The organism is Saccharopolyspora sp. NPDC049426 (assembly GCF_040676935.1).
In the GTDB taxonomy this organism is placed as follows: Bacteria; Actinomycetota; Actinomycetes; order Mycobacteriales; family Pseudonocardiaceae; genus Saccharopolyspora.
The window spans coordinates 416,268-438,082 of sequence record NZ_JBFAPZ010000005.1; the positions used below are offsets into that span (position 1 = coordinate 416,268).

A 21,815-nucleotide genomic window follows, 5' to 3' on the forward strand; every position below is an offset into this window, starting at 1 on the left:
TCGATGGGCAGCGCGTACGTCGCTGGAACGTTCGACACCAAGGGCGATGAGCTGGATTATGTCGCCGAGCTCATCGCCCACGGGCATCCCGTCGTCACCGTCGACCTGTCGACCACCGGCGAGGGTTCGTCGCGCGCGGTCGTCCAGGCGGCCGAGGTCGCCGCGCACCACCCGGACGGCGCGGATGCGGTGTTCACCGGCGACCGGGGAACGGCCGTGACCGCGATGGCCACCGCGTTCGCGCACTTCCTGCGGGAACGCGACGTCGACGGCGTCATCGGGCTCGGCGGTTCCGGCGGAACCGCGCTGATCACCCCCGCGATGCGGGAGCTGCCGGTGGGCCTGCCGAAGGTGATGGTGTCCACTGTGGCCTCCGGTGACGTGTCCGGTTACGTCGACGCCACCGACATCGCGATGTTCCCCTCGGTCACCGACGTCGCCGGGCTGAACCGGATCTCCCGCCGCATCCTCGCCAACGCCGCGCACGCGCTGCTCGGCGCGATCAGCCACCCGGTGCCGCAGGTCGAGGACAAGCCCGCGGTGGCGCTGTCGATGTTCGGCGTCACCACCCCCTGCGCAACCGCGACCGCCGACGCGCTCACCACCGAGTTCGACCCGCTGATCTTCCACGCGACCGGGACGGGCGGCCGCGCCATGGAGAAGCTCGTCGACGACGGCCTGGTGCGCGCGGTCCTGGACATCACCACCACCGAGGTCTGCGACCTCATCGCGGGTGGTGTGATGAGCGCGGGCGAGCAGCGGCTCGACGCCATCGCGCGCACCCGGGTCCCCTACGTCGGCTCGTGCGGTGCGCTGGACATGGTGAACTTCGGTGCGCTGGAATCGGTTCCGCAGCGCTACCGCGACCGCAGCCTCTACGTGCACAACCCGCAGGTCACCCTGATGCGCACCACTCCGCAGGAGTGCCGGGAGATCGGCTCGTTCATCGCGCGCAAGCTCAACGCCTGCCACGGCCCGGTCCGCTTCCTGCTGCCGACCGGCGGAGTGTCCATGTTGGACGCGCCGGGCCAGCCGTTCCACGACCCCGAAGCCGACGCCGCGCTGTTCGACACCATCGAGCGCGAGGTCGAGCAGACAGAGAACCGCCGAGTGCTGCGGGTCGGCCACAACGTCAACGACGAGGAATTCGTCACGGCGCTGCTGACCTCGTTCCGTGAAATCCTGGAGGAGCAGGGAAACCCCGGGACCCGAGAGGTGTCCCGGCACTGACACTGGAGGGGCGATGAACGGATTCGACCGCGCGGACCTGCTCCGCGAGTTCCACGCCAAGGCCCAGCGCGGCGAACCGATCGTCGGCGGCGGCGCGGGCACCGGGCTGTCCGCCAAGTGCGAGGAAGCCGGCGGCATCGACCTGATCGTCATCTACAACTCCGGTCGCTACCGGATGGCCGGACGCGGTTCGCTGGCCGGACTTCTGGCCTACGGCAACGCCAACGACATCGTGGTCGAGATGGCCCGCGAAGTGCTGCCGGTCGTGCAGCGCACGCCCGTGCTGGCCGGGGTCAACGGAACCGACCCGTTCATGCTGCGCGAGCACTTCCTGCGCGAACTGCGCGAGCTCGGTTTCGCGGGCATCCAGAACTTCCCGACCGTGGGACTCATCGATGGCACCTTCCGGGCGAACCTGGAGGAGACCGGGATGGGCTACGGCCTGGAGGTCGAGCTCGTCGCCGCCGCCCGCGAGGCCGACCTGCTCACCACGCCCTACGTGTTCTCCGCCGACGACGCGCGGGTGATGACCGAGGCCGGCGCCGACATCATCGTCTGCCACATGGGGCTGACCACCGGTGGCGCGATCGGCGCGGAGACCGCCAAGAACCTCGACGACTGCGTGCGGCTCATCGACGAGTGGTCGCAGGCCGCCGCCGAGGTCCGCGAGGACGTGCTGGTCCTGTGCCACGGCGGGCCGATCGCGACGCCCTCCGACGCCTCCTACGTGCTGTCGAAAACCCAGCGCTGCCACGGCTTCTACGGTGCCAGCAGCATGGAACGACTCCCCACCGAAGAAGCCCTGACCGAGCAGACGAAGGCGTTCACCAACATCAAGTTCTAGAAGGTGCGCATCTCGCTGGCGGAACCCCCGGCGGTGCCGGCTGCGGGGGCGCTCACCGAAGGAGTAAGTGGCTCCGCCACTTCGACACCGAACCCAGGAGGAACCATGCGCAGTTTCGCGAGCGCGGTCATCGAAGCCCCCGTCGAGAAGGTGTGGGAGGCGGTGCGCGACTTCGACGCCCTGCCGGTGTGGCACCCGGCGATCGCCTCCAGCGAGATCGAGGACGGCCGCGACTCCGCGAGCGTCGGCTGCGTGCGTCGGCTGAAGCTCGGCGACGGGGGTGAGGTGCGCGAGCGCCTGGTGGCCCTCGACGACGTCGCTCGCAGCTACACCTACGAGTTCGTGACGAGCCCGTTCCCGGTCCGCAGCTACCGCTCCACGATCCACGTCCTGCCGGTCACGGCGTCCGGGCACAGCTTCGTCGAGTGGTTCGCCGACTTCGACTCCGACGCCGACGTCGAAGCCGAGATGGACAAGACCTTCGCCCAGGGCGTCTACGCCACAGGCTTGAAGGGCCTCGCGGCGCACGTGGCGCGCTGAGCGCCGCGTGGTGGCGGTTTCCGCCGGAAACCGCCACCACTCCAGCGAGTAGCGAAAGTTTCACCTCTTGGGAGGTTGACACTTCCGGTCCTGGGGCGATGGCAAAACCGAAGGGCTCGGGGATGGTGATCCGGCGCTCCGGTTAGAGTCGGGCGCGTGCCAAGCCCTACCCCCGCAGACATCGCCCACTCCGACCGGGTCGTGGTGACCGGAGGCTCCGGCTTCGTCGGCCGTGCCGTCGTCCGAGCGTTCATCGAGCGCGGCACCCCGGTCACCATCGTCGATCTCCAGGCCCCGCCAGAGTCCTTGCGGGACCCGCTGGTGAGCTTCGTGGAGGGCGACCTGCGCGACGCCGACGTGCGTCACCGCGCCGTCGCGTCCGGCAGCGCCGGCATCGTCCACCTGGCCGCGATCACCTCGGTGCTCAAGTCGGTCGAGCAGCCCGCCGCCACCTACGCCAACAACGTGGAGGTCACCCAGCACCTGCTGGAGCTGGCCCGCGAGCGCGAGGTCGGGCAGTTCATCCTCGCCTCCACCAACGCGGTGGTCGGCGACATCGGGCACGGCACCATCTCCGAGGCGCTGCCGGTCCGCCCGCTCACGCCCTACGGCGCCACCAAGGCCGCCTGCGAGATGCTGCTCTCCGGGTACGCGGGCGCCTACGGGATGTCGACCTGCGCGCTGCGGTTCACCAACATCTACGGCCCCGGCATGGGCCACAAGGACAGCTTCGTGCCGCGCCTGATGCGCGCCGCGCTGGCCGGTGAGGGCGTCGAGGTCTACGGCGACGGCGCGCAGCAGCGCGACTTCGTGCACCTCGACGACGTGGTGCAGGGCGTGCTGGCCGCGTGGGACAAGCAGTACACGGGCACGGCGGTGATCGGCTCCGGCGAGTCGATCACGGTCCTGGAGCTCATCGACGCCGTCCGCGCCGCCACCGAGATCGACGTCCCGGTCACCCACGTGCCCGCCAAGAACGGCGAGATGCCCGCGGTGATCGTCGACGTCTCCAAGGCGCAGCGCGAGCTCGGCTACCAGCCGGGGGTGGAGCTGACCGACGGTCTGCGCACCGTCTGGGCGGACTTCACCAGCGGAGCGCGGTGACGGCCGCGCTCACGCGCGCACTGCGCCGGCACTGGTTGCTGGCGCTTTTGGTGCTGGCCGGGCTGGTGCTGCGGATCATCACGCAGCTCGCCTACCGGCCCGCACTGCTCTACATCGACTCGTTCCGCTACCTCGACGACGTCGGCGTGTTCCACCCCGGCGGCATCAACCCGATCGGCTACGAGTGGTTCCTCTGGCCGCTGCTGGGCGTCGGCGGCCTGACCGGGGTCGCGGTCGTGCAGCACCTGCTCGGCATCGGCCTGGGCATCGGCGTCTACGTGCTGCTGCGCCGCTTCGGCGTCCGCGAGTGGCTGTCCGCGCTGGCCGCCGCCCCGGTGCTGCTGGACGCCTACCAGCTGCAGATCGAGCAGCTGATCATGTCCGACCTGCTGTTCCAGGTGCTGCTGCTGGTCGCCGTCTACCTGCTGTGCTGGTGGGGTCCGCCGACGCCGAAGGTCGCCGCTGTGGCCGGTGCCGTGCTGGCGCTGTCGGTGATGGTGCGCTCGGTGGGCTTGACGGTGGTGCTGCCCGCGGCCGTGTTCGTGCTGCTGGCCGCCGGTCTGCGCCCGCGCGGGGGCTGGCGGCCCCGGCTGATCGCCACCGGTGCGCTCGTCGCCGGCTTCGGCGGGCTCGTGCTGGTCTACGCGCTCTACGGCGCGGTGGTCGGGGGGAAGTTCGGCGTCGGCGGTTCCGGCGGCGGGGGAGTGCTGTTCGGGCGCGCGGCGGTCGTGGCGAACTGCGACGTGCTGGACCTGACCCGCGAAGAGCAGCTGCTGTGCCCCGACGAGCCGCGCGAGCGCCGCGAGAAGATCGGCATCGACTTCTACCTGCACCTCTGGGACGTCCAGGCCAACGTCGACAACCTGCTGCCCGAGGGCATGGACGTCAACGCGGCGCAGCGGTCGCTGACCCGGAAGGTCGTGCTCAACCAGCCGCTGGACATCGCAGGGGGCGTCGTCGACGACTTCCTCAAGGGCTTCGCCCCCACCCGCACCCAGGCGGTCGGCGACGTGCCGCTGGACCGCTGGCAGTTCCAGCTCGACCACCCGACGTACGCGCCGGACTGGTACGCGCAGGAGTGGGCCGAGCTCTACGACGGCGTCGGGCTGCGCGCGGATCCGGAACTCACCTCGTTCCTGCGCGGCTACCAGCTGGGTGGCGGCTACACCCCGGGCCTGCTCCTCGGCTGCGCGCTGCTGCTCGCGAGCGCGGCGGTGCTGGGCGCGGGACGGGCCGCGCGCAGCGGGCTGCGCGCGGTGACGCTGCTGCCCGCCGGTCTGGTGACCACCTCGCTGCTGACCGCTTCGGTCATGGAATTCTCCTGGCGCTACCAGTTGCCCGGACTCGTGCTCATCCCGCTCGCCGGCGCGCTGGGCGCCACCGCGATCTTCGGCCGCGAGGCCATACGTTCCACACCCCGATCGACGCCCTCCGAGGAGTGCCAGATGTTGACGACCTTCCCCGACGCGGTCGACCGGGACGCGCTGGAGGAGTACGCGTCCCGCTACGGCGAGCACCGGTTCGCGCCGGTGGTCGTGCTGATCGCCGCCTACAACGAGGAGGAGTCGATCGGCGAGGTGCTCGACGCCATCCCGGCCCGCAGCTGCGATCTGGACGTCGACACCCTCGTGGTCGTCGACGGCGCCAAGGACCGCACCGCCGAGGTGTCGCTGAAGCACGGCGCCCGCACCTGCGTGGCGCCGAACAACCGGGGCCAGGGCGCGGCGCTGCGGCTGGGCTACCGGTTGGCCGCGCAGCGCGGCGCGCGCTACGTGATCACCACCGATGCCGATGGCCAGTACGACATCTCCGAGCTGCCGAAGCTGCTGGAACCGCTGATCGAGGGCCGCGCGGACTTCGTCAGCGGCTCGCGGCGGCTGGGCAGCAACGAGCGCCCGGCGCTGATCCGCCGCATCGGCACCTACGTGTTCGCGTGGGTGGTCAGCGCCCTGACCCGGCAGCGGATCACCGACACCTCGTTCGGCTTCCGCGGCATGCGGGTGGAGGTGCCGAACTCGGTGACCCTGCGGCAGCCGCAGTACCAGTCCTCCGAGCTGCTGGTGGGCCTGCTCAGCCACGGTTACCGGGCGGTGGAGCAGCCGATGCGGATGCTGCAGCGCACGGCGGGGGAGAGCAAGAAGGGATCCAGCCTCAGCTACGGCTACCGCTACGCCAAGGTGGTGCTCGGCACGTGGTGGCGCGAGCGCCGCGGCACCGGTCGCGCGGCGGGCGCCCCGGCGGTGGAGCGGGTCAGCGAGCGTCCTGCCGCGGTCGGCGATTGAACACGAGCTTGTCGATCAGCACGAACTTGACCACGAACATCACCGCGTAGGTCCCGACGAAGGCGCCCCACACCACGGCCACCTGAGCGGGCCGGGTGTGGGGGAACGCCGAGGTCGCCGCGATCTCGGCGAGGTGGGTGGCGCCCGCGGCCAGCAGCGCCGTCCCGACCGAGATCGCGCCGTAGCGCAGGAGTTCACCGCGCAGCGCGTCGCGCCCCCCGCCGCCCCAGGTGCGACGGTTGAGGGTGAAGTTCGGGATCGCGCCGGCCAGCCACGCCAGCACGGTCGAGACGACCGGTGTGGCCCCGAGCGAGTAGGACAGCAGGAACACGAGCTGGCTGATGCCGGTGGCCACGACCGATGCCGCCGCGAACCGACTGATCAACCGCCAGTAGCGAGCACGGCTGGTGATCATCGGCTGCGCCACGTGTCCTCCAGGGAAATTCATGCGCAAGTGTGTTGGGCGGAACGATACCGATCGCTGTGCGTGGTCTTCTTGGACTGTTGAAGAGATGAGAGCATGCGTGATGTTCATGCTGCACTACCGGCTGGAAAGAGGGAGACAGGCGTGCGAATCCTCGTCCTCGGAGGGGACGGCTATCTCGGTTGGCCGACCGCTCTGCATTTGTCCGACCGCGGTCACGAAGTCGCCGTGGCGGACAACTACGCCCGTCGGGGCTACGACCACGAGATGGGCGTCGAGAGCCTCGTGCCGATCGAGCCGATGCAGGTCCGCCTGGACGCCTGGCGCGAGGTCTCCGGGAAGACCATCAAGCACTACTACGGCGACCTCGTCGACGGTGACTTCACGATCGAGATGATCGCCGACTTCCGGCCGGACACCATCGTGCACTTCGCCGAGCAGCGTGCGGCGCCGTACTCGATGATCGACCGCAAGCACGCGGTCTACACCCAGCAGAACAACGTGGTCGGCAACCTCAACGTGCTGTTCGCGATCCAGGAGGTCGACCCGGAGATCCACCTGGTCAAGCTGGGCACGATGGGCGAGTACGGGACGCCCAACATCGACATCGAGGAGGGCTGGCTGGAGGTCACCCACAACGGGCGGACCGACCGGATGCTCTACCCGAAGAAGCCGGGCTCCTTCTACCACCTGAGCAAGGTGCACGACAGCCACAACATCGAGTTCGCCTGCCGCATCTGGGGTTTGCGGGCGACCGACCTCAACCAGGGCGTGGTCTACGGGCAGGAGACCCCGCAGACGGTGCGGGACCCGAGGCTGGCGACCCGGTTCGACTACGACGCCATCTTCGGCACGGTCCTCAACCGGTTCGTCATCCAGGCGGTGCTGGGGCACCCGCTGACGGTGTACACGCCGGGCGGGCAGACCCGGGGCATGATCGACATCCGGGACACCGTGGAGTGCATCCGGCTGGCGGCCGAGAACCCGGCCGACCGCGGCGAGTTCCGGGTGTTCAACCAGATCACCGAGAGCTACTCGGTGGGTGAGATCGCCAAGACCATCGCCAACAACTTCGACGGCCAGGTCGAGATCGAGCACGTCGACAACCCGCGGGTCGAGCAGGGCGAGCACTACTACAACGTCAAGCACACCGGTCTGGTGGAGCTGGGCCTGGAGCCGCACCTGCTGTCGAACACGCTCATCGAGTCGCTGTTCGAGGTGGCGGACAAGCACAAGCACCGGGTCGACCTCGCGGCGATGCGGCCGACGGTGAACTGGCGCAAGGCCAGCAACCCGATGCGCGACGAGAAGTAAGCGGATCCAGAAGGGTGCCCCGGGCTGTTCGGCCCGGGGCTCCTTACCGCGTGTCGGGGGGCTTCCACGCGGCAGTTTCGAACATTAGCCCTCGCGGATGATCTCTGCGATACGGCACGTGGGTAAATCTCGAACCTGCTGTGAACGTTGGTTAACGGCCATCGCCTCGCGCCCGGAACCGGCAAACGGACGGTTTCCCTCCCAAACCCGACGGGCTCTCGCGTCCCGCGCGCGGGTCGGAACAGGGGTGGAAACCGTCCTGCGCCTGCTCAGCTGTGGGCCGTGGCCGGGACCTCTTCCTCGAGGTCTTCGATCTCGCGACGCTCGCTGATGATCACACGAATGGTGTAAGCCAGTGCGGCCACCCAGGCCACGACGATCGCTCCGTAGATCACCGCGGGGGTCGGGGCGGGCAGGTCGAACGCCTTGATCAGCGTGCGCGCGTTGGTCAGCACGATCAGGCCGCCGGCGCCGACGCCGATCAGCCGCATCGGCACGATCCGGACCAGGTAGGCGGCCAGCGGTGCGGCGAGGACGCCGCCCAGCAGCAGTGCGCCCACGGTCATCCAGGACAGCTTCTGGTCGGCCAGCGACAACAGGAAGCCCAGGCTCGCCGCCACCGCGATCAGGAACTCGCTGGTGTCGACCGAGCCGATGACCTTGCGCGGCTCGACCTTGCCGGTGCTCAGCAGCGTGGGCGTCGAGACCGGGCCCCAGCCGCCACCGCCGGTGGCGTCGACGAACCCCGCGACCAGGCCCAGCGGAGCCAGCAGCTTGGGGCTGACGCCGGTGAGCTGGCGGCGGCGCAGCGGCCGGATGGCGAAGCGCAGCAGCACGTAGACGCCCAGCGCGAGCAGGATCGTCGACATCCAGGGCTCGGCGGCTTCGGTGGAGATGTTGCTCAGCGCGGTCGCGCCGAGGAAGGCGCCGATCGCGCCCGGCACGCCCAGGGTGAGCACGATCTTCCAGTCGACGTTGCCGAACCTCCAGTGCGAGATGCCGGAGGCGACCGACGTTCCGATCTCGGCGAGGTGCACCGAGGCGGAAGCCAGCGCCGGGGTGAGTCCGGCGGTCAGCAGGATGGTCGTCGAGGTGACGCCGTAGGCCATGCCTAGCGAGCCGTCGACCAGCTGCGCGATGAAACCGCCGATCGCGAAGATCAGGAATGCTTGCACGATGTCTCCGAGGAGTCGAGGCGCGACGAGTTCGCGGGCGCGAGGGCTCGTGGCGGGATGGTGCTGCGGACAGGTGGGCGCGACTAGGGGCTAGTGCGAGCGCCGACACCGTGCGGAGGTGACGCGGCGCAGGTCGACGTGGAGGCGCTGCGACAGCAGCCGCCACTGATCACCGGGCGTCATGGGGAACAGTGAAACAGATCCCGCGTTCGAGTGGCAGCGTCTCCCAGAGTGCGGGAAGGTTTTTTAGGCCGTTCGAGGGTGTCTTGTGTCGAAGGACACCATCCGACCGAATTGATCTTGCACCGGCCCGGCCCCTTTTTGTCCACTATGGACGATCTAACTGCGGATAGTTGATCTGACAGCCGTTGCGCGCCTTGGCGATCTACCTTTGATCATCCGTGTGACCTGCGCGAACTGTTCGAATCAAGGGGCTTCCGGTGGTGTGGGCCGGTTGCCGAAAACGGCTTCTCCGCAGGCTGGTCCGGGTGTTGATGTTATCGAACGGCGATCTCAGTCAGTCACTGAAAGTCACGGTTTGTATGGCGCAGCCGGGTGAACCATCTGCTGGGTGAGTCATCGGTTGCGGCTTGCTGTGACTGTCAGCTACGTTCTGATCTGCACGTCACGGTTCGATCACGACAAGGTCTCTTTCCCCGAAGAGCTCTTGCCCGCACCCCCCGACGCGGGAGTGGCCGGACCGACCCCCGACGGAAGGCAGTGATGGGCAAGCATCGCAAGGAAGACCGGCTCCCCCCGACAGCCGGCCTTCCGCTCCGCAACAAGGTTGTGGCTGCGGTGGTCGCCGGAGGCGCGTTCGCGGCAGTGGGTCAGCCCCTCGCCGCGAACGCGGGCTCCGACCAGCAGCGCGACATCCGGCCCCTGGCCGGGACCAAGAAGCTGAGCACCGCGATCACCGGCACTCAGAACAGCCCCGCAGCCGTCCGGCTGCTCAAGGAACAAGTACCCGAACAGCAGCCCGAAGCGCAGGAGCTGGCCAAGGCCAAGGCAATCGAGGCCGAGCGCATCGTCCGCCAGGAGGCCGCCCGCCAAGCGGCGGCCCAGGCCGCTCAAGCCGCGGCCGAGGCGCAGCGGGCCGCTGAGGAGAAGGCGCGCAAGGCCGCCGGCTTCCACAGCCCCGCCGAAGGCCGGTACACCTCCGGCTTCGGCTCCCGCTGGGGCAGCAGCCACATGGGCATCGACATCGCCAACAGCATCGGCACGCCGATCTACTCGGTGGCGCCCGGCGAGGTCATCGAAGCCGGCCCGGCCAGCGGGTTCGGCATGTGGGTCCGGGTGCAGCACGACGACGGCACGATCACCGTCTACGGCCACGTCAACACGATCGTGGCTGACGAAGGGCAGCGGGTCGGCGCCGGCGAGCAGATCGCCACCATGGGCAACCGCGGCCAGTCGACCGGTCCTCACCTGCACTTCGAGGTCCACGAAGACGGGACGAAGATCAACCCGCTGCCCTGGCTGAGAGAACGAGGCATCGACGTTTCTTGAGGTTCGTGGTTGGTCTGCGTGGCGGTGCGGGTTGAGTCCCGCACCTGAAGCAGAGCGGCTACGCCGCCTCATCGAACAGAGCCGGGCACCGAGTGCGGTGCCACCCGAGAACGGCCGCCCGGGGTCCGCCTCCCCCCGACAGACCCCGGGCGGTTCACCAAGTTCAGGACGCTGTCGTCCTGGTCGTGGATTCGGTCCTGCGCCGCGGGAGGCGCGGTAGGGCCATCAGGCGGCGCCTCGCCTCCGGTTCGTCGGCCGATCGGTCCGGGTGGTCCGTGGTTCCCGCGAGCCTTGCCAGGTCGATCCGCACACCCATGTGTCCTCCCTCGGCTGCTCTGCCTCGATCAAGAACAACGCTAGCCGACCGGACGGGGCGGGAACTCCGCTCTTCTACTCAATTGCTCACGGCTCCGTGGGCTGCGGAGTCGGCGCGTCGTCCTCCAGGCGCTGGCGCAGCCACACCAGGGTTCGCGACAGCAGGCGCGAGACGTGCATCTGCGAGATGCCGACCTGTTCGGCGATCTGCGTCTGCGTCATGCCGCGGAAGAAGCGCATCACCAGGATGCGGCGCTCCCGCTCGGGCAGCTCCTCCAGCAGCGGCCGGACCATCTCGCGGTTCTCCACCTCGGCCAGCTCGGCGTCGTCCGACCCGATCGCATCACCGAGCGGGATCTCGTCGGTGTCGGTGAGCAGCTCGTCCAGCGAGGCGCTGCGGTAGGCGTTGCCCGCCTCCAGCCCGTGGTAGACGTCGTTGACGCTGATGCCGAGGTCCTTCGCCAGCTCGCTGGGGGTGGGGGCGCGCCCCAGCTCCTGCGAGAGCCGCGCGATCGCGGCCGAGACCGACAGGTGGAGCTCCTGCAGGCGGCGCGGCATCCGCACCGCCCAGCCGGTGTCGCGGAAGTGCCTGCGGACCTCGCCCATGATCGTCGGGACCGCGTAGGACAGGAAGTCGACCCCGCGCTCGGGGTCGAAGCGGTCGACCGCGTTGATCAGGCCCAGCACCGCGACCTGCGTCAGGTCCTCCTGGGACTCGCCGCGGTGGCTGAAGCGCCGGGCGATGTGCTCGGCGACCGGCAGGTGCTCGGTGACCAGCCGGTCGCGGAGCTCGGAACGTCGTGGATCCTTCTCGCCCAGCTTCGCGAGCTCGCCGAACAGCGGCGCCAGCCTGTCGTAGCGCTCGTTGCGTGACTGAGTGGAATCCGCTCGTCTCACACCTGAGCCGTCCGTCCCTTGGTCAACTCGATCCGCACCAGGTGGCTGCCGTTGGCAGCGGGATCCGACTCGACCGAGGTTGACACAGCGTCGGCCAACGCGCTGAGCACGCGCCAGCTGAAAGTGTCCTTGCGGGGCCCGAAATCGTTCTTGCTGAGCACTTCTGCGGTGATCCACAGCTGCTCACCGGACAGCCGGAACCGGCAGACGAGGGTGGCCTCCGGTGCTGCCAGCCGGACCAGCGATGAGCACGCCTCGTCGACGGCCAGCCGCAGATCCGCGATCGAGTCGACGTCGTGGTCGGCGCGCATGGCCAGGTCGGCCACGACGGCCCGCATCACCGACAGCTGGTCGGGCTCTGCCCGGACCCGCACCTCGACCTGATTCGGAGCGGAAGTCGCAGGCTCGACCTGCGCGACCTCGCGTTCCACGCTCATTTCGACGACCACCTCGTCTCGGAGCGGCGTTCACTCACGGTGACCTGCCCTTGCGGCTTCCTGGTACCCGTGACCCCGGTCGTGCAAACTCCACGCCCGATCAGCGACCCGTCCAGTAATCCCAGAAGCGTTGCAAGATCAGAGCCACGATCACGACGTACCACACTACGACCACGAGGCTGTGAAACCGGCTCAACGCCACGCCGAGGGACCGGCCGCCGCCGAAGTGGCCCTCGCGGAGGTTGTGCAAGGTCGTGTACCAGAACAGCGGGATCGTGACCACCCAGACGACCATGCAGTACGGACACAGCGCGCCGATGGAGTACAGGCTCTGCACGATCAGCCAGTGGATGAACACCACGGCCAGCGTGGTCCCCACCTGCATGCCCAGCCAGAACCAGCGCGGCGGGCGGTACCCGGTCAGCACCGCGACGCCCGCGGTGACCACGACCGGGAACGCCGCGACGCCGATCAGCGGGTTCGGGAAGCCCAGCAGCGCCGCCTGCGAGCTGTCCATCACCGAACCGCAGGACACGATCGGATTGAGGCTGCACGAGGGCACGTAGCCCGGATTCGACAGCTTGGCGAGCTTCTCGACGATCAGCGCGAACGAGGCGACGAACCCGATCGCGCCGCCCACGACGTAGAGCCAGGCCAGGCCGCGCGGACCGGCGGCGGGCCGCTGCGCGCCGGGTGCGGCGTGTTCGACGGCGTGGGCGGTGGTCACTTCGCCAGCTCCTGGTCCAGCTGCTTGCGGAACGCCTGGTCGACCTCGGCCATGCTCTGCGCGCTGCCCTGGTCGAACTTCTGGCCGTTGATGAAGATCGTCGGGGTGCCCGAGACCCCGGCGGTCTCGCCGTCGGCAACGTCGCGGTCGATCTTGGCCTGGACGCTGGGCGAAACCATGTCCTGCTTGAAGCGGTTGACGTCCAAACCGATCTGCTGCGCGTACTTCTCGAACTCCGCCTTGGCCTTGGCCTCGTCGCTGTTGAGCTCGTCCGCGCTCACGGTCGCCCAGGCTGCCCAGTTGTCGAACAGGGCGTGGTACATCTCCTTGTACTTGCCCTGCAGCGCGGCGGCCTCGGCGGCGCGCGCGGCGGGCTGCCCCAGCGGGTGCATCTGCAGCGGGTAGTTGCGCGTGACGAACGTGATCCGGCCTGCGTAGTCGTTCTCGATCTTCTTGGTCATCTGCGAGTAGTACCCGTAGCACGACGAGCACTGGTAATCGAGGAACTCGGTGACGGTGACCTTGGCGTCGGGCGCCTCGGTGAGCACGTTGCTGTCGGGCTTGCGCAGCACCTCGGCCGCAACCGGGGGCTGTCCGCTGCCGGCGCCGCCACCGCTGTCGCCGGAGCGGTTGAACAGCAGCACACCACCGATCACCAGCACTGCGACGACCACCACCACGACGGTGAGGATGACGTTGGTGGAGAGCCCGCTCTTCTGGGTCACCGGGTTCTGGTTCTTCGACATCGTGCGCATTCACCTTCGGCGGTTGTGAGGGGAACCGACCAAAACAGTCTCGCGCATTCACCCGGTCGGGAAATTCTGCGGGGGTGCTCTCACAGCACCTTCACAGCGAGCTCTCAGCTTGTCGGTGATCCGAGGAGGGGTGATGCTGACGCGCATGACCGATCTGGCGGGCCTGCTCGACGACGAATCGCGCGCTGCGCTGCGGGCCTGGCCAGGCGGGACGTGGTACTCGCCCGCGCTGGCCACCCTCACCAGGCACGAGTTCTCCGACGAGAAGTGGATCTACGAGCGCAAGCTCGACGGTGTCCGGTTGATCGCCGGGGCCGACGGCGGCGAGCCGCAGCTGTGGTCGCGCAACCGCAAGCGGGTCGACCCCTCCTACCCGGAGATCGCCGAGGCGCTCGCGGCCCAGAGCGCGTCGAACTTCGTCGTGGACGGGGAAGTCGTGGCCTTCGAAGGCGACCAGACGAGCTTCGCCCGGCTGCAGAAGCGGATGCACCTCACCGACGCCGCGACCGCCCGCCGCACCGGCGTCGCGATCTACTACTACGTCTTCGACCTGATCGCCTTCGGCGGTGTGGACCTGACCCGGCTGCCGCTGCGAACCCGCAAGCGGCTGCTGCGCGAGTGCTTCGAGTTCACCGATCCGCTGCGGTTCAGCCAGCACCGCAGCGGCGACGGAGAGGAGTTCTTCGCGCAGGCGTGCGCGCGCGGCTGGGAAGGACTGATCGCCAAGCGGGCCGATCAGCCCTACCGGTCCGGGCGCGGCCGGGACTGGCTGAAGTTCAAGTGCGTCTCCGGCCAGGAGTTCGTGATCGGCGGCTACACCGATCCCAAGGGCTCCCGGTCCGGTTTCGGCGCGCTGCTGGTCGGCTACTACGACACCGACGGCCTGCGCTACGCGGGCAAGGTCGGCACCGGGTACGACGAGCGGACGCTGCGCGAGCTGTCCGCGAAGCTGGACGAGCTCGCCCGCGAGGACTCACCGTTCCACGACCCGATCCGGGAACCCGGGGCGCACTGGGTGGAGCCGGAGCTGGTCGCCGAGGTCGGCTTCAGCGAGTGGACCGGCGACGGGAAGCTCCGGCACCCCAGGTTTTCGGGTCTGCGCAACGACAAACCGGCCGGCGACGTGCGCCGCGAGTGACGCGCCTCAGCGCTGGGAGACGATCGGGGCCTGGTTGGCGGCCTGCTCGATCTGTTGGCCCGTATGGGTCGGAGGACTGAACACCGCGAGCAGAACGGTCATGACGACCATCGAAACCGTCGCTACAACCGACACGATCGTGCGGCTGTTGATCTGCATCGCGCTGCTCTCCCTGAGAAATGTCGTGCGGAGTGGTGGAGGTGGGGGGCTCCCGGCGAGTGCCGGAGAACGCGTCCCACACCAGGTGTCGGCGGGAGAGGCGGCAACGTTAACGCCCCCGTCACAACTTTCTGGTGTGATGCGGAACATTCTGGCGGCGACCGGATTCCGAGTTCATCGGAGCCGAATCCCGCTCGCTCTAAGTGATGGATCAGTGACCCTGAGGTGTGGTGCCGACAGCGGTGGGATCGGCGTTCTCGGCCTCGCCGCATCGCTGTGACCGGTATCGTCGCAGAGCGTGGTAGCCGATCCTGCCGATCTCCCGAAAGTCACCCGCGCGCTGGCCAAAGCCGGACTGGACGACGTCCCGGCCTTGACCGAGCGGCTGATGTCCGCGATCTTCACCGACAACCCCGAGTGGACCGACTACCGGCCGGTGCCCAAGGAAGACCTGTGGGAGGGCTGTCGGCAGTACCTGGAGCGGATCCTGCAGATCCTCAGCGGCGAGGTCGACATCTCCGATCGGGACGACGACGTCGCCGCCGCCATCGGCCGCCGCCGCGCCGAGCAGGGCGTGCCGCTGGAGGTCATGCTGCGGACGTTCCGGCTGGGCGGGCGCGTGGTGTGGGAAGCGCTGGTCGACCAGGCGCACCGCGACGGGGCCGATCCGGACGCGGTGCTGGGCGTGGCCACGTCGATCTGGCGGGTCATCGACGGCCTGTCCTCGACGCTGTCGACCTTCTACCGCAACACCGAGCTGGAGCGGCTGCGCCGCGACGACCAGCGCAGGCACGCGCTGGTGGAGGACCTGCTGGCCGGCCGCGCCCGCGACGTCGCCTTCGCCCAGCGCACCGCCAAGGAGCTCGACCTGCCCACCGGCGGCGCGTACCTGGTGGTGGTCGCCGAGATGACCGACGACGGTGGTTTCGCGCTGCGCGGGCACTCCGAGGCGCTGGCCGCGCTGCACTTCCGCTCCGTCTGGCAGGTCCGCGCCGACTCCCTCGTCGGCCTGGTCGCCCTGGAGCAGCACCCGGCGGCGCTGGCCCTCGACGCGCTGCGACCGCTGGCCCGCGCCCGCGTCGCGGTCTCACCGAAGGTGCAGGGCCTCGCCGAGATCGGCCTCGCCCACCAGCTTGCCCTGACCACGCTGGGCACCTCGGCGCACGGTGCCACCGAGCTGGTCACCCTGGAGGAGCGCTTCCCCGAAGCCCTGCTGGTGCAGTCGCCGGACCTGGCGCAACGACTGCTGGAAACCCAGCTCGGTCCCGTCCTGGAACTGCCGCCCAAGGAGCGCGACATGCTCCTGGACACCCTCACCGCCTGGCTGGAGGAGAACTGCTCCACCGCCAACGCCGCGGTCCGCCTCCACTGCCACCGCAACACGGTCCTCAACCGCCTCCACCGCATCACGACGCTGATCGGCCAACCCCTCCACGGCCGCACGGCCTACGTCTCCCTCTCCCTGGCCCTGTCCACCCTCAACCTCCGCGACGACCGGCAGCGCTGATGCCGCGGACGTGACGGTTTCGCCGAAAACTTCCCGCTGTGCTGGCTGTTCTGGTAACTACGGACACCGAACGCCGCAGACGAACGGGGGACATGGATCCGCATCGCTATCTCGAGGACTTCGAGAAGAAGGCTGAGCAGCTTCAGCGGCAGCTGGAGGCCTCGCAAGAGGCAATGCAGAACGCACGAGGTGAGGCGACGAGCCCCGACGGAAGCGTCGAGGTGGCAGCCGGCATCGGTGGCGCGATCGAGGAGCTGCGGCTCACATCGAAGGCGATGCAGCTCGGACACGACGCCCTCGGGCGCCTGATCATCGAAACGATTCGCACTGCGCAGGCCAAAGCGGCACAGGCCGCCCAGGAGAGCATGCGCCCGATGCTCGGCGACGGGGAGGCCATGAACTTCCTGAGCGAGCAGATCGAATCCGGTATCGCCAAGGCCGACGCCGCCGGAACGGCTCCGGAGCAGGCCCGGCGTCCGTCGGCGCCGAGCATCGAACTGGACGAGTACGACGAGTTCGACGACTGGAACCCTCGTGGAGGCCGTCGATGAGCGGGATGAAGGCGGACCCGAACGCGGTTCACAAGCACGGTCAACAGCTGACCGGCGAGCTCACCGAGGCCCTGCAGAAGGCGCACGACGCCGCGACCGAGGTGAAGGTTGAAGAGGAGTCCATGGGCGTGCTCTGCGCTCCGTGGGCGCAGCTCTTCGATGAGGAACTCGCGGCGGCCCAGCAGATGCTGCAGCAGCTGCCCAAGGCCGTGGACGCCTCCGGCAACCGAGTCCTGGACTCGGCGAAGGAGATGCGGGAACGCGATGAGCACGGCAAGAGCCAGGTCGAGGGGGCCGCACGATGAACGATCTGGTGGCGAAGCCGCAAGACGACGGGAAGATGTTCACCGGCGCCGGGCCCCTCGACACGATGGAGGACATCGGCGCCAACCTCAACAACCCCGCGGAGACCATCAAGAAGGACACCAACGGCGACGGCGTCGATGAGGAGCTGCGCAAGGAGATCGAGCCGGTTCAGCTGGGCATCGACGTGGCCTCGCTGGGGCTCGACGCGGCGGGCGCCGTGGTCGATCCGCTGGGCACCCTGGCGTCGTCGGCCGTCGGGTGGATCATCGAGAACGTCGGTTTCATCCGCGAGCCGTTCGACGACCTCACCGGTGATCCGCCGGCGATCGAGGCCGCTTCGAACACCTTCAAGAACATCTCCGACCACTTGAAGGAGGTCGGCGAGCAGTACAAAGCCGCGCTGCGAGACGTCGACTCCTGGCAAGAGCAGTCGGGGGAGGCGTACCGAGGTGAGGCGAAGACCCTCGCCGAGCACGTCGCCAACGCGAGCGCCGGAGCGGCCACCGCTGCCAGCAAGATCAAAACGGCGGGAGTGTGCGTCGCAGCGACGCGGGCGTTGATCCGCGATCTGATCGCTGAGCTCGCCGGGACTTTGTTGACCTGGGGTTTGCCCGCGATGGCCGCGTCGGTCCCGACCGCGGGCGCCTCGGTGGCGGCCTTCATCACCCGGGCGGGGATCAAGGTCGTCGAGATCGCGGGCAAGATCGCTCAGCACCTCAAGACCCTCTTCCGCGCGCTCGACGAACTCGGTGGGGTCGCGCGCGGTGCCACCGACGCGCTGCGCCGTCGCGCCGACGAACTCGCGCAGAGCGCGGCCAACCGCGCTGGGGACACGCCCTTGGACAGCGCTCTCAAGCGCAGGGAAGAGGGTCTCGCCGACCAGATGAACCGTCGCGCCGACAAGCAGGAGGCTCGGGACCAGAAGCTCGACGACTTCACGCAGCGGCGCACCGACCAGGCCGATCAGCTGAGGCAGAAGGCCGACCAGTTCGACGAGAAGGCGAGGGAGAGCTGGCAGCGGAACCGCCAGGACGTGGCTGAAGGTCGGGATGCGTCCGGGCTCGGCTACGACCGGCTGACCGCGCGGGCCGACGCGCCGTCCAGCGGACCGCTGTCCGGGACCGCTGTCGGGCGCGCGGCCGAGGCGGTCGACAACGCGGCGGGCAAGGGGATGACGGACGGCCAGAACTGGATTCGCGCTGCCCGCTCCGGGGATTTCGGACACCTCGCACCTGGCGTCGGAGATGCTGTTCCGGCCATCAAGGAAGGTGCGAAGGAAGCGAACAAGGGCTATCTCCAGGACGACGAGGAAAAGGCCCAGACCGAACGTGACCGCACCATGCGCGGCCAGATCTTTCCGCATCACGAGGGGGGACAGTGAGCAAGTCGGAAGTGCGGAAGCGGGCGCCTGTTCGGATCGTCGGCGGTGTGGTGCTGTTGCTGGCCGCGCTGTTGCACTACGGCTACTTCCTGGCCGATCGGGATCAAGGTGGGCCTGTTGCGGGCCAAGGCGAGGTGCAGGCCTGCTCGCCGGAGTGGGTCTACCTGGGGCTGCTGTCGAGCTGCGAGGTGCGGACTCCCGACGGGGTGCTGTCGGTGTCGGCCGGTCGGTTGGACGGGGCGGAGCCCGGGCAGCGGGTCGATCTGTCCTATTCGGATGCCAGGGGCTCGGTGCACGACGGGTGGCGCATCGCCCAACCCGCGTCGAGCTACGGGTTGGCGGTTCCGGTGGAGGTGCTGCTCGTCGGTCTCGGCGCCTGGTCGTTGTACCGCGGTTTTCGGCCGGGGCGAGGTCGGGGCGGCCTCGACGGCTTCGAGCGCTACCTGGTCGGGTTCAGCCTGGGGCTGGCCGTCGCCTTCGGCTATGGGGCCTATCTCCTGCACGGCTGGTTCGTCACCGGTTCGCAGCTTGAGGTCGAACCGACCGGCACCGCGATCGCGCGGAGCTGCGAGCGGGACGTGTCGATGCTGGGGACGACCTGGCAGTGCGCTGCGGAGATCACGATCAACGAGACCGGGCAGCGGATCCGGCACACGTTCGGCGGTTCGCAGCTGAGCCCTGCCGACGTCGGCAAGCCGGTGCCGGTCGGGTTCGACGACCCGGGCAACGCCGCAGGTCCCACCGTCCCCTGGGCGACGATCGGCACCTGGCCGGGCTCGGCCGGGTACGGTTTCGCCGTCGTCGGGGTCATCCTGCTCTGCGTGCTCAGCGCCGGCTGCGCGCTCGGCGCCTGGCAGACCTGGCGGAAGACTCCGGAGGAAGCGAACGCCGCCCGAGCGGATTCAGCACCGGCCGCCTGACGGGCCAGGGGAGCGGGTCATGGGCAGTGCGGTTCGGCACTGCCCATGACCACGTTCGTCGCTGAGGACGTCGCTCACCGGGGGCTCGGGCGGTGCGGGCTGGGCTAGTTGGGGGTTCGGAGGGCTTCGACTTCGATTTCGATCTTCATCCGGGGGTCGATGAGGTCGCAGATGAGGATCGTTCCTGCTGGCCGGGTTTCGCCGAAGTAGCGGCGGAGGACCGGCCAGCAGGGCGGGAAGTCGTCGCGGTCGGGGAGGAAGTAGCGGACCCGGACCACGTCGGCGAAGGTGCAGCGGGCCTCGGTCAGCACCGCCTCGATGTTGCGCAGGCACTGCTCGGTCTGCTCCACCACGTCGTCCGAGATCGTCATGTCGGTGTAGTCGAAACCGGTCGTGCCGGCCACGTGGACCCGGTCGCCGTCGATCACGGCGCGCGCGTATCCGATCTGGTCCTCGAAGGTCGAGCCGCTGGAGATCGTGCGTCGTTCCGCCATGCGCCAAGGCTAGGTGGCGCCGATTGTGCAGTGGGCATAGTTGAAAAATTTTGGGTTCTTTTCGCAGGTAGCGGGCGTAACCGCAGGTGCTGCGGTTTTGTGCCTGACGACGTTCCGTTTGTGACGGGGATCGCGGATGCCTTCTGTAATCGCGATGCCACATGTTGTGCCCGTCACGGCATGGGATGTGCGATGTGCACAGTTGGTCGTCCTAAAGTCTGGGCGGCTGGGCATAGCGCGGAAGTGGTCGTGCTCACGACACTCTGGGTGAGGATGGCCCGCTCACGAACGCGGGTCGTCGGTAACCGGCGCGTGCGTTCAAAGGAGCACAGCGAAGTGCAGGAGTTCGACCTTCTGGTGGTGGGCGGCGGCCCCGGTGGCTACGTCGCCGCGATCCGGGCCGCGCAGCGCGGCCTCTCGGTGGCCGTTGTGGAGAAGGAGCGGCCCGGGGGTGTGTGCCTGAACTGGGGCTGCATCCCGACCAAGGCCATGCTGCGGTCCGCCGAGGTCTACGAAACCGTGCTGCACGCAGCCGATTTCGGCGTCAACGTCGAGGGCGTCAGCGTCGACTACGACGCGATCACCCGCCGCAAGGCCAGCGTCGTCAAGGGCCTGACCGACGGCGTCGCGGGCCTGCTCAAGGGCAACGGCGTCACCGTCATCAACGGTCACGCCCGCTTCACCGGCCCGACCTCGGTGGACGTCTACGCCACCGGTGAGTCCCCGCTGGGCGCCGACGGCCCCCGCTACGCCGCCGAACCGGCAGGCGCGAAGCCGATCGAGCAGGTCAAGGCCACCGACGTCATCATCGCCACCGGCTCGGTCCCCGTGCAGCTGCCGCTGCCCGGCGCGGACCTGCCTGGCGTGATCACCTCCGACGGCGCCTTCGGACTCACCGAGGTCCCCAACCGCATCGCCATCATCGGCGGCAGCGCGGTCGGCGCCGAGTGGGCGACGCTGTTCTCCACCCTGGGCAGCGAGGTCAGCATCATCGAGATGCAGAAGACCCTCGTCCCGGCCGAGGACGCCGAGGTCGGCAAGGCGCTGGGCCGCTCCTTCACCAAGCGCGGCATCAAGGTCCTCACCGAGGCCACCGTCTCCCGCGTCGACCAGGCCGACGGCGGTCTGAAGGTCACCGTGGACGGCGCCAAGCCGCAGCAGATCGACGCCGACATCGTCCTGGTGGGCGTGGGCCGCAAGCCCAACACCGCCAGCCTCGACCTCGACAAGACCGGGATCGCCACCAGCGAGCGCGGTTTCATCACCGTCGACGACAAGCTGCGCACCAACGTCGAGCACGTCTACGCCATCGGCGACGTGACCGGCAAGGCACTGCTCGCGCACGTCGCCTCCCACCAGGGCGTCGTCGCCGCCGAGACCGTCGCCGGGCACCACGCCGCGATCGACTACAACGTCATCCCGGCCGCCACCTTCACCCACCCGGAGGTCGCCTCCGTCGGTCTGACCGAGGCGCAGGCCAAGGACGCCGGGCACGACGTCATCGCCGCGAAGTTCCCCTTCGCCGCGCTCGGCCGCGCGCAGAGCTACGGCGACACCGAGGGCTTCATGAAGATCGTCGCCGGCAAGAAGTACGGCGAGGTCCTGGGCGTGCACATCATCGGCCACGCCGCCAGCGACCTGATCACCGAAGGCGCGCTGGCGATGGCGCTGGAGGCAACCCTCGACGAGCTCGCCGAGACCATCCACGCGCACCCGACCCTCGGCGAGGTCGGCATGGAGGCCGCGATGAACGCCCTCGGCCTGCCGGTCCACGTAGCACCGCCCAAGAAGCGCTAGAGGCAAGAG

Annotated in this window: 22 protein-coding genes; 14 read left to right on the top strand and 8 right to left on the bottom strand. The window is 68.9% G+C overall.

Annotated features, from left to right (window positions below; genetic code table 11):
• Positions 1–3: 3 nt before the first annotated feature.
• The 5 genes from AB0J78_RS13695 to AB0J78_RS13715 all read left to right on the top strand — a co-directional run bounded on the left by AB0J78_RS13695 (position 4) and on the right by AB0J78_RS13715 (position 6,000).
• A complete protein-coding gene (locus AB0J78_RS13695; protein ID WP_363789245.1) occupies positions 4–1,230 on the top strand; it encodes a Tm-1-like ATP-binding domain-containing protein in 1,227 nt (408 codons plus the stop codon).
• Between the two features lie 13 nt (positions 1,231–1,243).
• Positions 1,244–2,074: a phosphoenolpyruvate hydrolase family protein gene (locus AB0J78_RS13700; RefSeq protein ID WP_363789246.1), complete on the top strand. Its 831-nt coding sequence runs from the start codon at positions 1,244–1,246 to the stop codon at positions 2,072–2,074.
• Positions 2,075–2,179: 105 nt separating this feature from the next.
• A complete protein-coding gene (locus AB0J78_RS13705) occupies positions 2,180–2,614 on the top strand; it encodes an SRPBCC family protein (protein WP_363789247.1) in 435 nt (144 codons plus the stop codon).
• A 156-nt stretch (positions 2,615–2,770) separates the two neighbouring features.
• Positions 2,771–3,718: an NAD(P)-dependent oxidoreductase gene (locus AB0J78_RS13710; RefSeq protein WP_363789248.1), complete on the top strand. Its 948-nt coding sequence runs from the start codon at positions 2,771–2,773 to the stop codon at positions 3,716–3,718.
• On the top strand, positions 3,715–6,000 hold the full coding sequence (locus tag AB0J78_RS13715; RefSeq protein ID WP_363789249.1) for a glycosyltransferase family 2 protein: 2,286 nt from the start codon (positions 3,715–3,717) through the stop codon (positions 5,998–6,000). Before AB0J78_RS13710 ends, AB0J78_RS13715 begins: the two co-directional genes overlap by 4 nt.
• Here the strand turns inward: AB0J78_RS13715 and AB0J78_RS13720 are convergent.
• Complete coding sequence (locus AB0J78_RS13720) at positions 5,969–6,427, bottom strand: GtrA family protein (protein ID WP_363789250.1); 459 nt, start codon at positions 6,425–6,427, stop codon at positions 5,969–5,971. The two genes, AB0J78_RS13715 and AB0J78_RS13720, sit on opposite strands and share 32 nt — an antisense overlap.
• Positions 6,428–6,568: 141 nt before the next feature.
• Here AB0J78_RS13720 and AB0J78_RS13725 point away from each other — a divergent pair, with 141 nt between their 5' ends.
• Positions 6,569–7,738: an NAD-dependent epimerase/dehydratase family protein gene (locus AB0J78_RS13725; protein ID WP_363789251.1), complete on the top strand. Its 1,170-nt coding sequence runs from the start codon at positions 6,569–6,571 to the stop codon at positions 7,736–7,738.
• A gap of 269 nt (positions 7,739–8,007) precedes the next feature.
• Here the strand turns inward: AB0J78_RS13725 and AB0J78_RS13730 are convergent, their stop codons facing one another.
• Positions 8,008–8,913, bottom strand: a complete 906-nt coding sequence (locus AB0J78_RS13730) for a sulfite exporter TauE/SafE family protein (RefSeq protein WP_363789252.1) — start codon at positions 8,911–8,913, stop codon at positions 8,008–8,010.
• A 789-nt stretch (positions 8,914–9,702) separates the two neighbouring features.
• On the opposite strand from AB0J78_RS13730, the gene AB0J78_RS13735 reads away from it, so the two are divergent.
• Positions 9,703–10,422 (top strand): M23 family metallopeptidase, encoded by a 720-nt coding sequence (locus AB0J78_RS13735; RefSeq protein ID WP_363789253.1) that lies wholly within the window; start codon positions 9,703–9,705, stop codon positions 10,420–10,422.
• 402 nt (positions 10,423–10,824) lie between these two features.
• Here AB0J78_RS13735 and AB0J78_RS13740 read toward each other — a convergent pair whose 3' ends face one another.
• From AB0J78_RS13740 to AB0J78_RS13755, 4 genes are all read right to left on the bottom strand, one after another.
• A complete protein-coding gene (locus AB0J78_RS13740) occupies positions 10,825–11,634 on the bottom strand; it encodes a SigB/SigF/SigG family RNA polymerase sigma factor (protein WP_363789254.1) in 810 nt (269 codons plus the stop codon).
• Positions 11,631–12,071 (bottom strand): ATP-binding protein, encoded by a 441-nt coding sequence (locus AB0J78_RS13745; protein WP_363789255.1) that lies wholly within the window; start codon positions 12,069–12,071, stop codon positions 11,631–11,633. The genes AB0J78_RS13740 and AB0J78_RS13745 overlap by 4 nt, the downstream gene beginning before the upstream one ends.
• 100 nt (positions 12,072–12,171) lie before the next feature.
• On the bottom strand, positions 12,172–12,798 hold the full coding sequence (locus tag AB0J78_RS13750; RefSeq protein WP_363789256.1) for a vitamin K epoxide reductase family protein: 627 nt from the start codon (positions 12,796–12,798) through the stop codon (positions 12,172–12,174).
• Positions 12,795–13,544: a thioredoxin domain-containing protein gene (locus tag AB0J78_RS13755; protein ID WP_363789257.1), complete on the bottom strand. Its 750-nt coding sequence runs from the start codon at positions 13,542–13,544 to the stop codon at positions 12,795–12,797. Before AB0J78_RS13755 ends, AB0J78_RS13750 begins: the two co-directional genes overlap by 4 nt.
• A gap of 142 nt (positions 13,545–13,686) precedes the next feature.
• Between AB0J78_RS13755 and ligD the strand changes: the two genes are divergently transcribed.
• Positions 13,687–14,691 (top strand): non-homologous end-joining DNA ligase, encoded by a 1,005-nt coding sequence (gene ligD / locus AB0J78_RS13760; RefSeq protein ID WP_363789258.1) that lies wholly within the window; start codon positions 13,687–13,689, stop codon positions 14,689–14,691.
• A gap of 6 nt (positions 14,692–14,697) precedes the next feature.
• On the opposite strand, the gene AB0J78_RS13765 is transcribed toward ligD, so the two are convergent.
• Complete coding sequence (locus tag AB0J78_RS13765; protein WP_363789259.1) at positions 14,698–14,850, bottom strand: hypothetical protein; 153 nt, start codon at positions 14,848–14,850, stop codon at positions 14,698–14,700.
• Between the two features lie 298 nt (positions 14,851–15,148).
• On the opposite strand from AB0J78_RS13765, the gene AB0J78_RS13770 reads away from it, so the two are divergent.
• Genes AB0J78_RS13770 through AB0J78_RS13790 form a run of 5 tightly spaced genes read left to right on the top strand, consistent with a single transcriptional unit; the run spans position 15,149 to position 19,515 of the window.
• Positions 15,149–16,357 (top strand): helix-turn-helix domain-containing protein, encoded by a 1,209-nt coding sequence (locus AB0J78_RS13770; protein WP_363789260.1) that lies wholly within the window; start codon positions 15,149–15,151, stop codon positions 16,355–16,357.
• A 38-nt stretch (positions 16,358–16,395) separates the two neighbouring features.
• Positions 16,396–16,908 carry a YbaB/EbfC family nucleoid-associated protein gene (locus AB0J78_RS13775; protein ID WP_363789261.1) on the top strand — a complete coding sequence of 171 codons (513 nt, stop codon included), beginning with the start codon at positions 16,396–16,398 and terminating at the stop codon, positions 16,906–16,908.
• A complete protein-coding gene (locus AB0J78_RS13780) occupies positions 16,905–17,213 on the top strand; it encodes a hypothetical protein (protein ID WP_363789262.1) in 309 nt (102 codons plus the stop codon). Before AB0J78_RS13775 ends, AB0J78_RS13780 begins: the two co-directional genes overlap by 4 nt.
• Complete coding sequence (locus AB0J78_RS13785; protein WP_363789263.1) at positions 17,210–18,595, top strand: hypothetical protein; 1,386 nt, start codon at positions 17,210–17,212, stop codon at positions 18,593–18,595. The genes AB0J78_RS13780 and AB0J78_RS13785 overlap by 4 nt, the downstream gene beginning before the upstream one ends.
• Positions 18,592–19,515, top strand: a complete 924-nt coding sequence (locus tag AB0J78_RS13790; RefSeq protein ID WP_363789264.1) for a DUF6346 domain-containing protein — start codon at positions 18,592–18,594, stop codon at positions 19,513–19,515. Before AB0J78_RS13785 ends, AB0J78_RS13790 begins: the two co-directional genes overlap by 4 nt.
• A gap of 104 nt (positions 19,516–19,619) precedes the next feature.
• On the opposite strand, the gene AB0J78_RS13795 is transcribed toward AB0J78_RS13790, so the two are convergent.
• Positions 19,620–20,009, bottom strand: a complete 390-nt coding sequence (locus tag AB0J78_RS13795) for a RidA family protein (protein ID WP_363789265.1) — start codon at positions 20,007–20,009, stop codon at positions 19,620–19,622.
• Between the two features lie 336 nt (positions 20,010–20,345).
• Here AB0J78_RS13795 and lpdA point away from each other — a divergent pair, with 336 nt between their 5' ends.
• Positions 20,346–21,806 (top strand): dihydrolipoyl dehydrogenase, encoded by a 1,461-nt coding sequence (gene lpdA, locus AB0J78_RS13800; RefSeq protein WP_363789266.1) that lies wholly within the window; start codon positions 20,346–20,348, stop codon positions 21,804–21,806.
• Positions 21,807–21,815 lie beyond the last annotated feature (9 nt).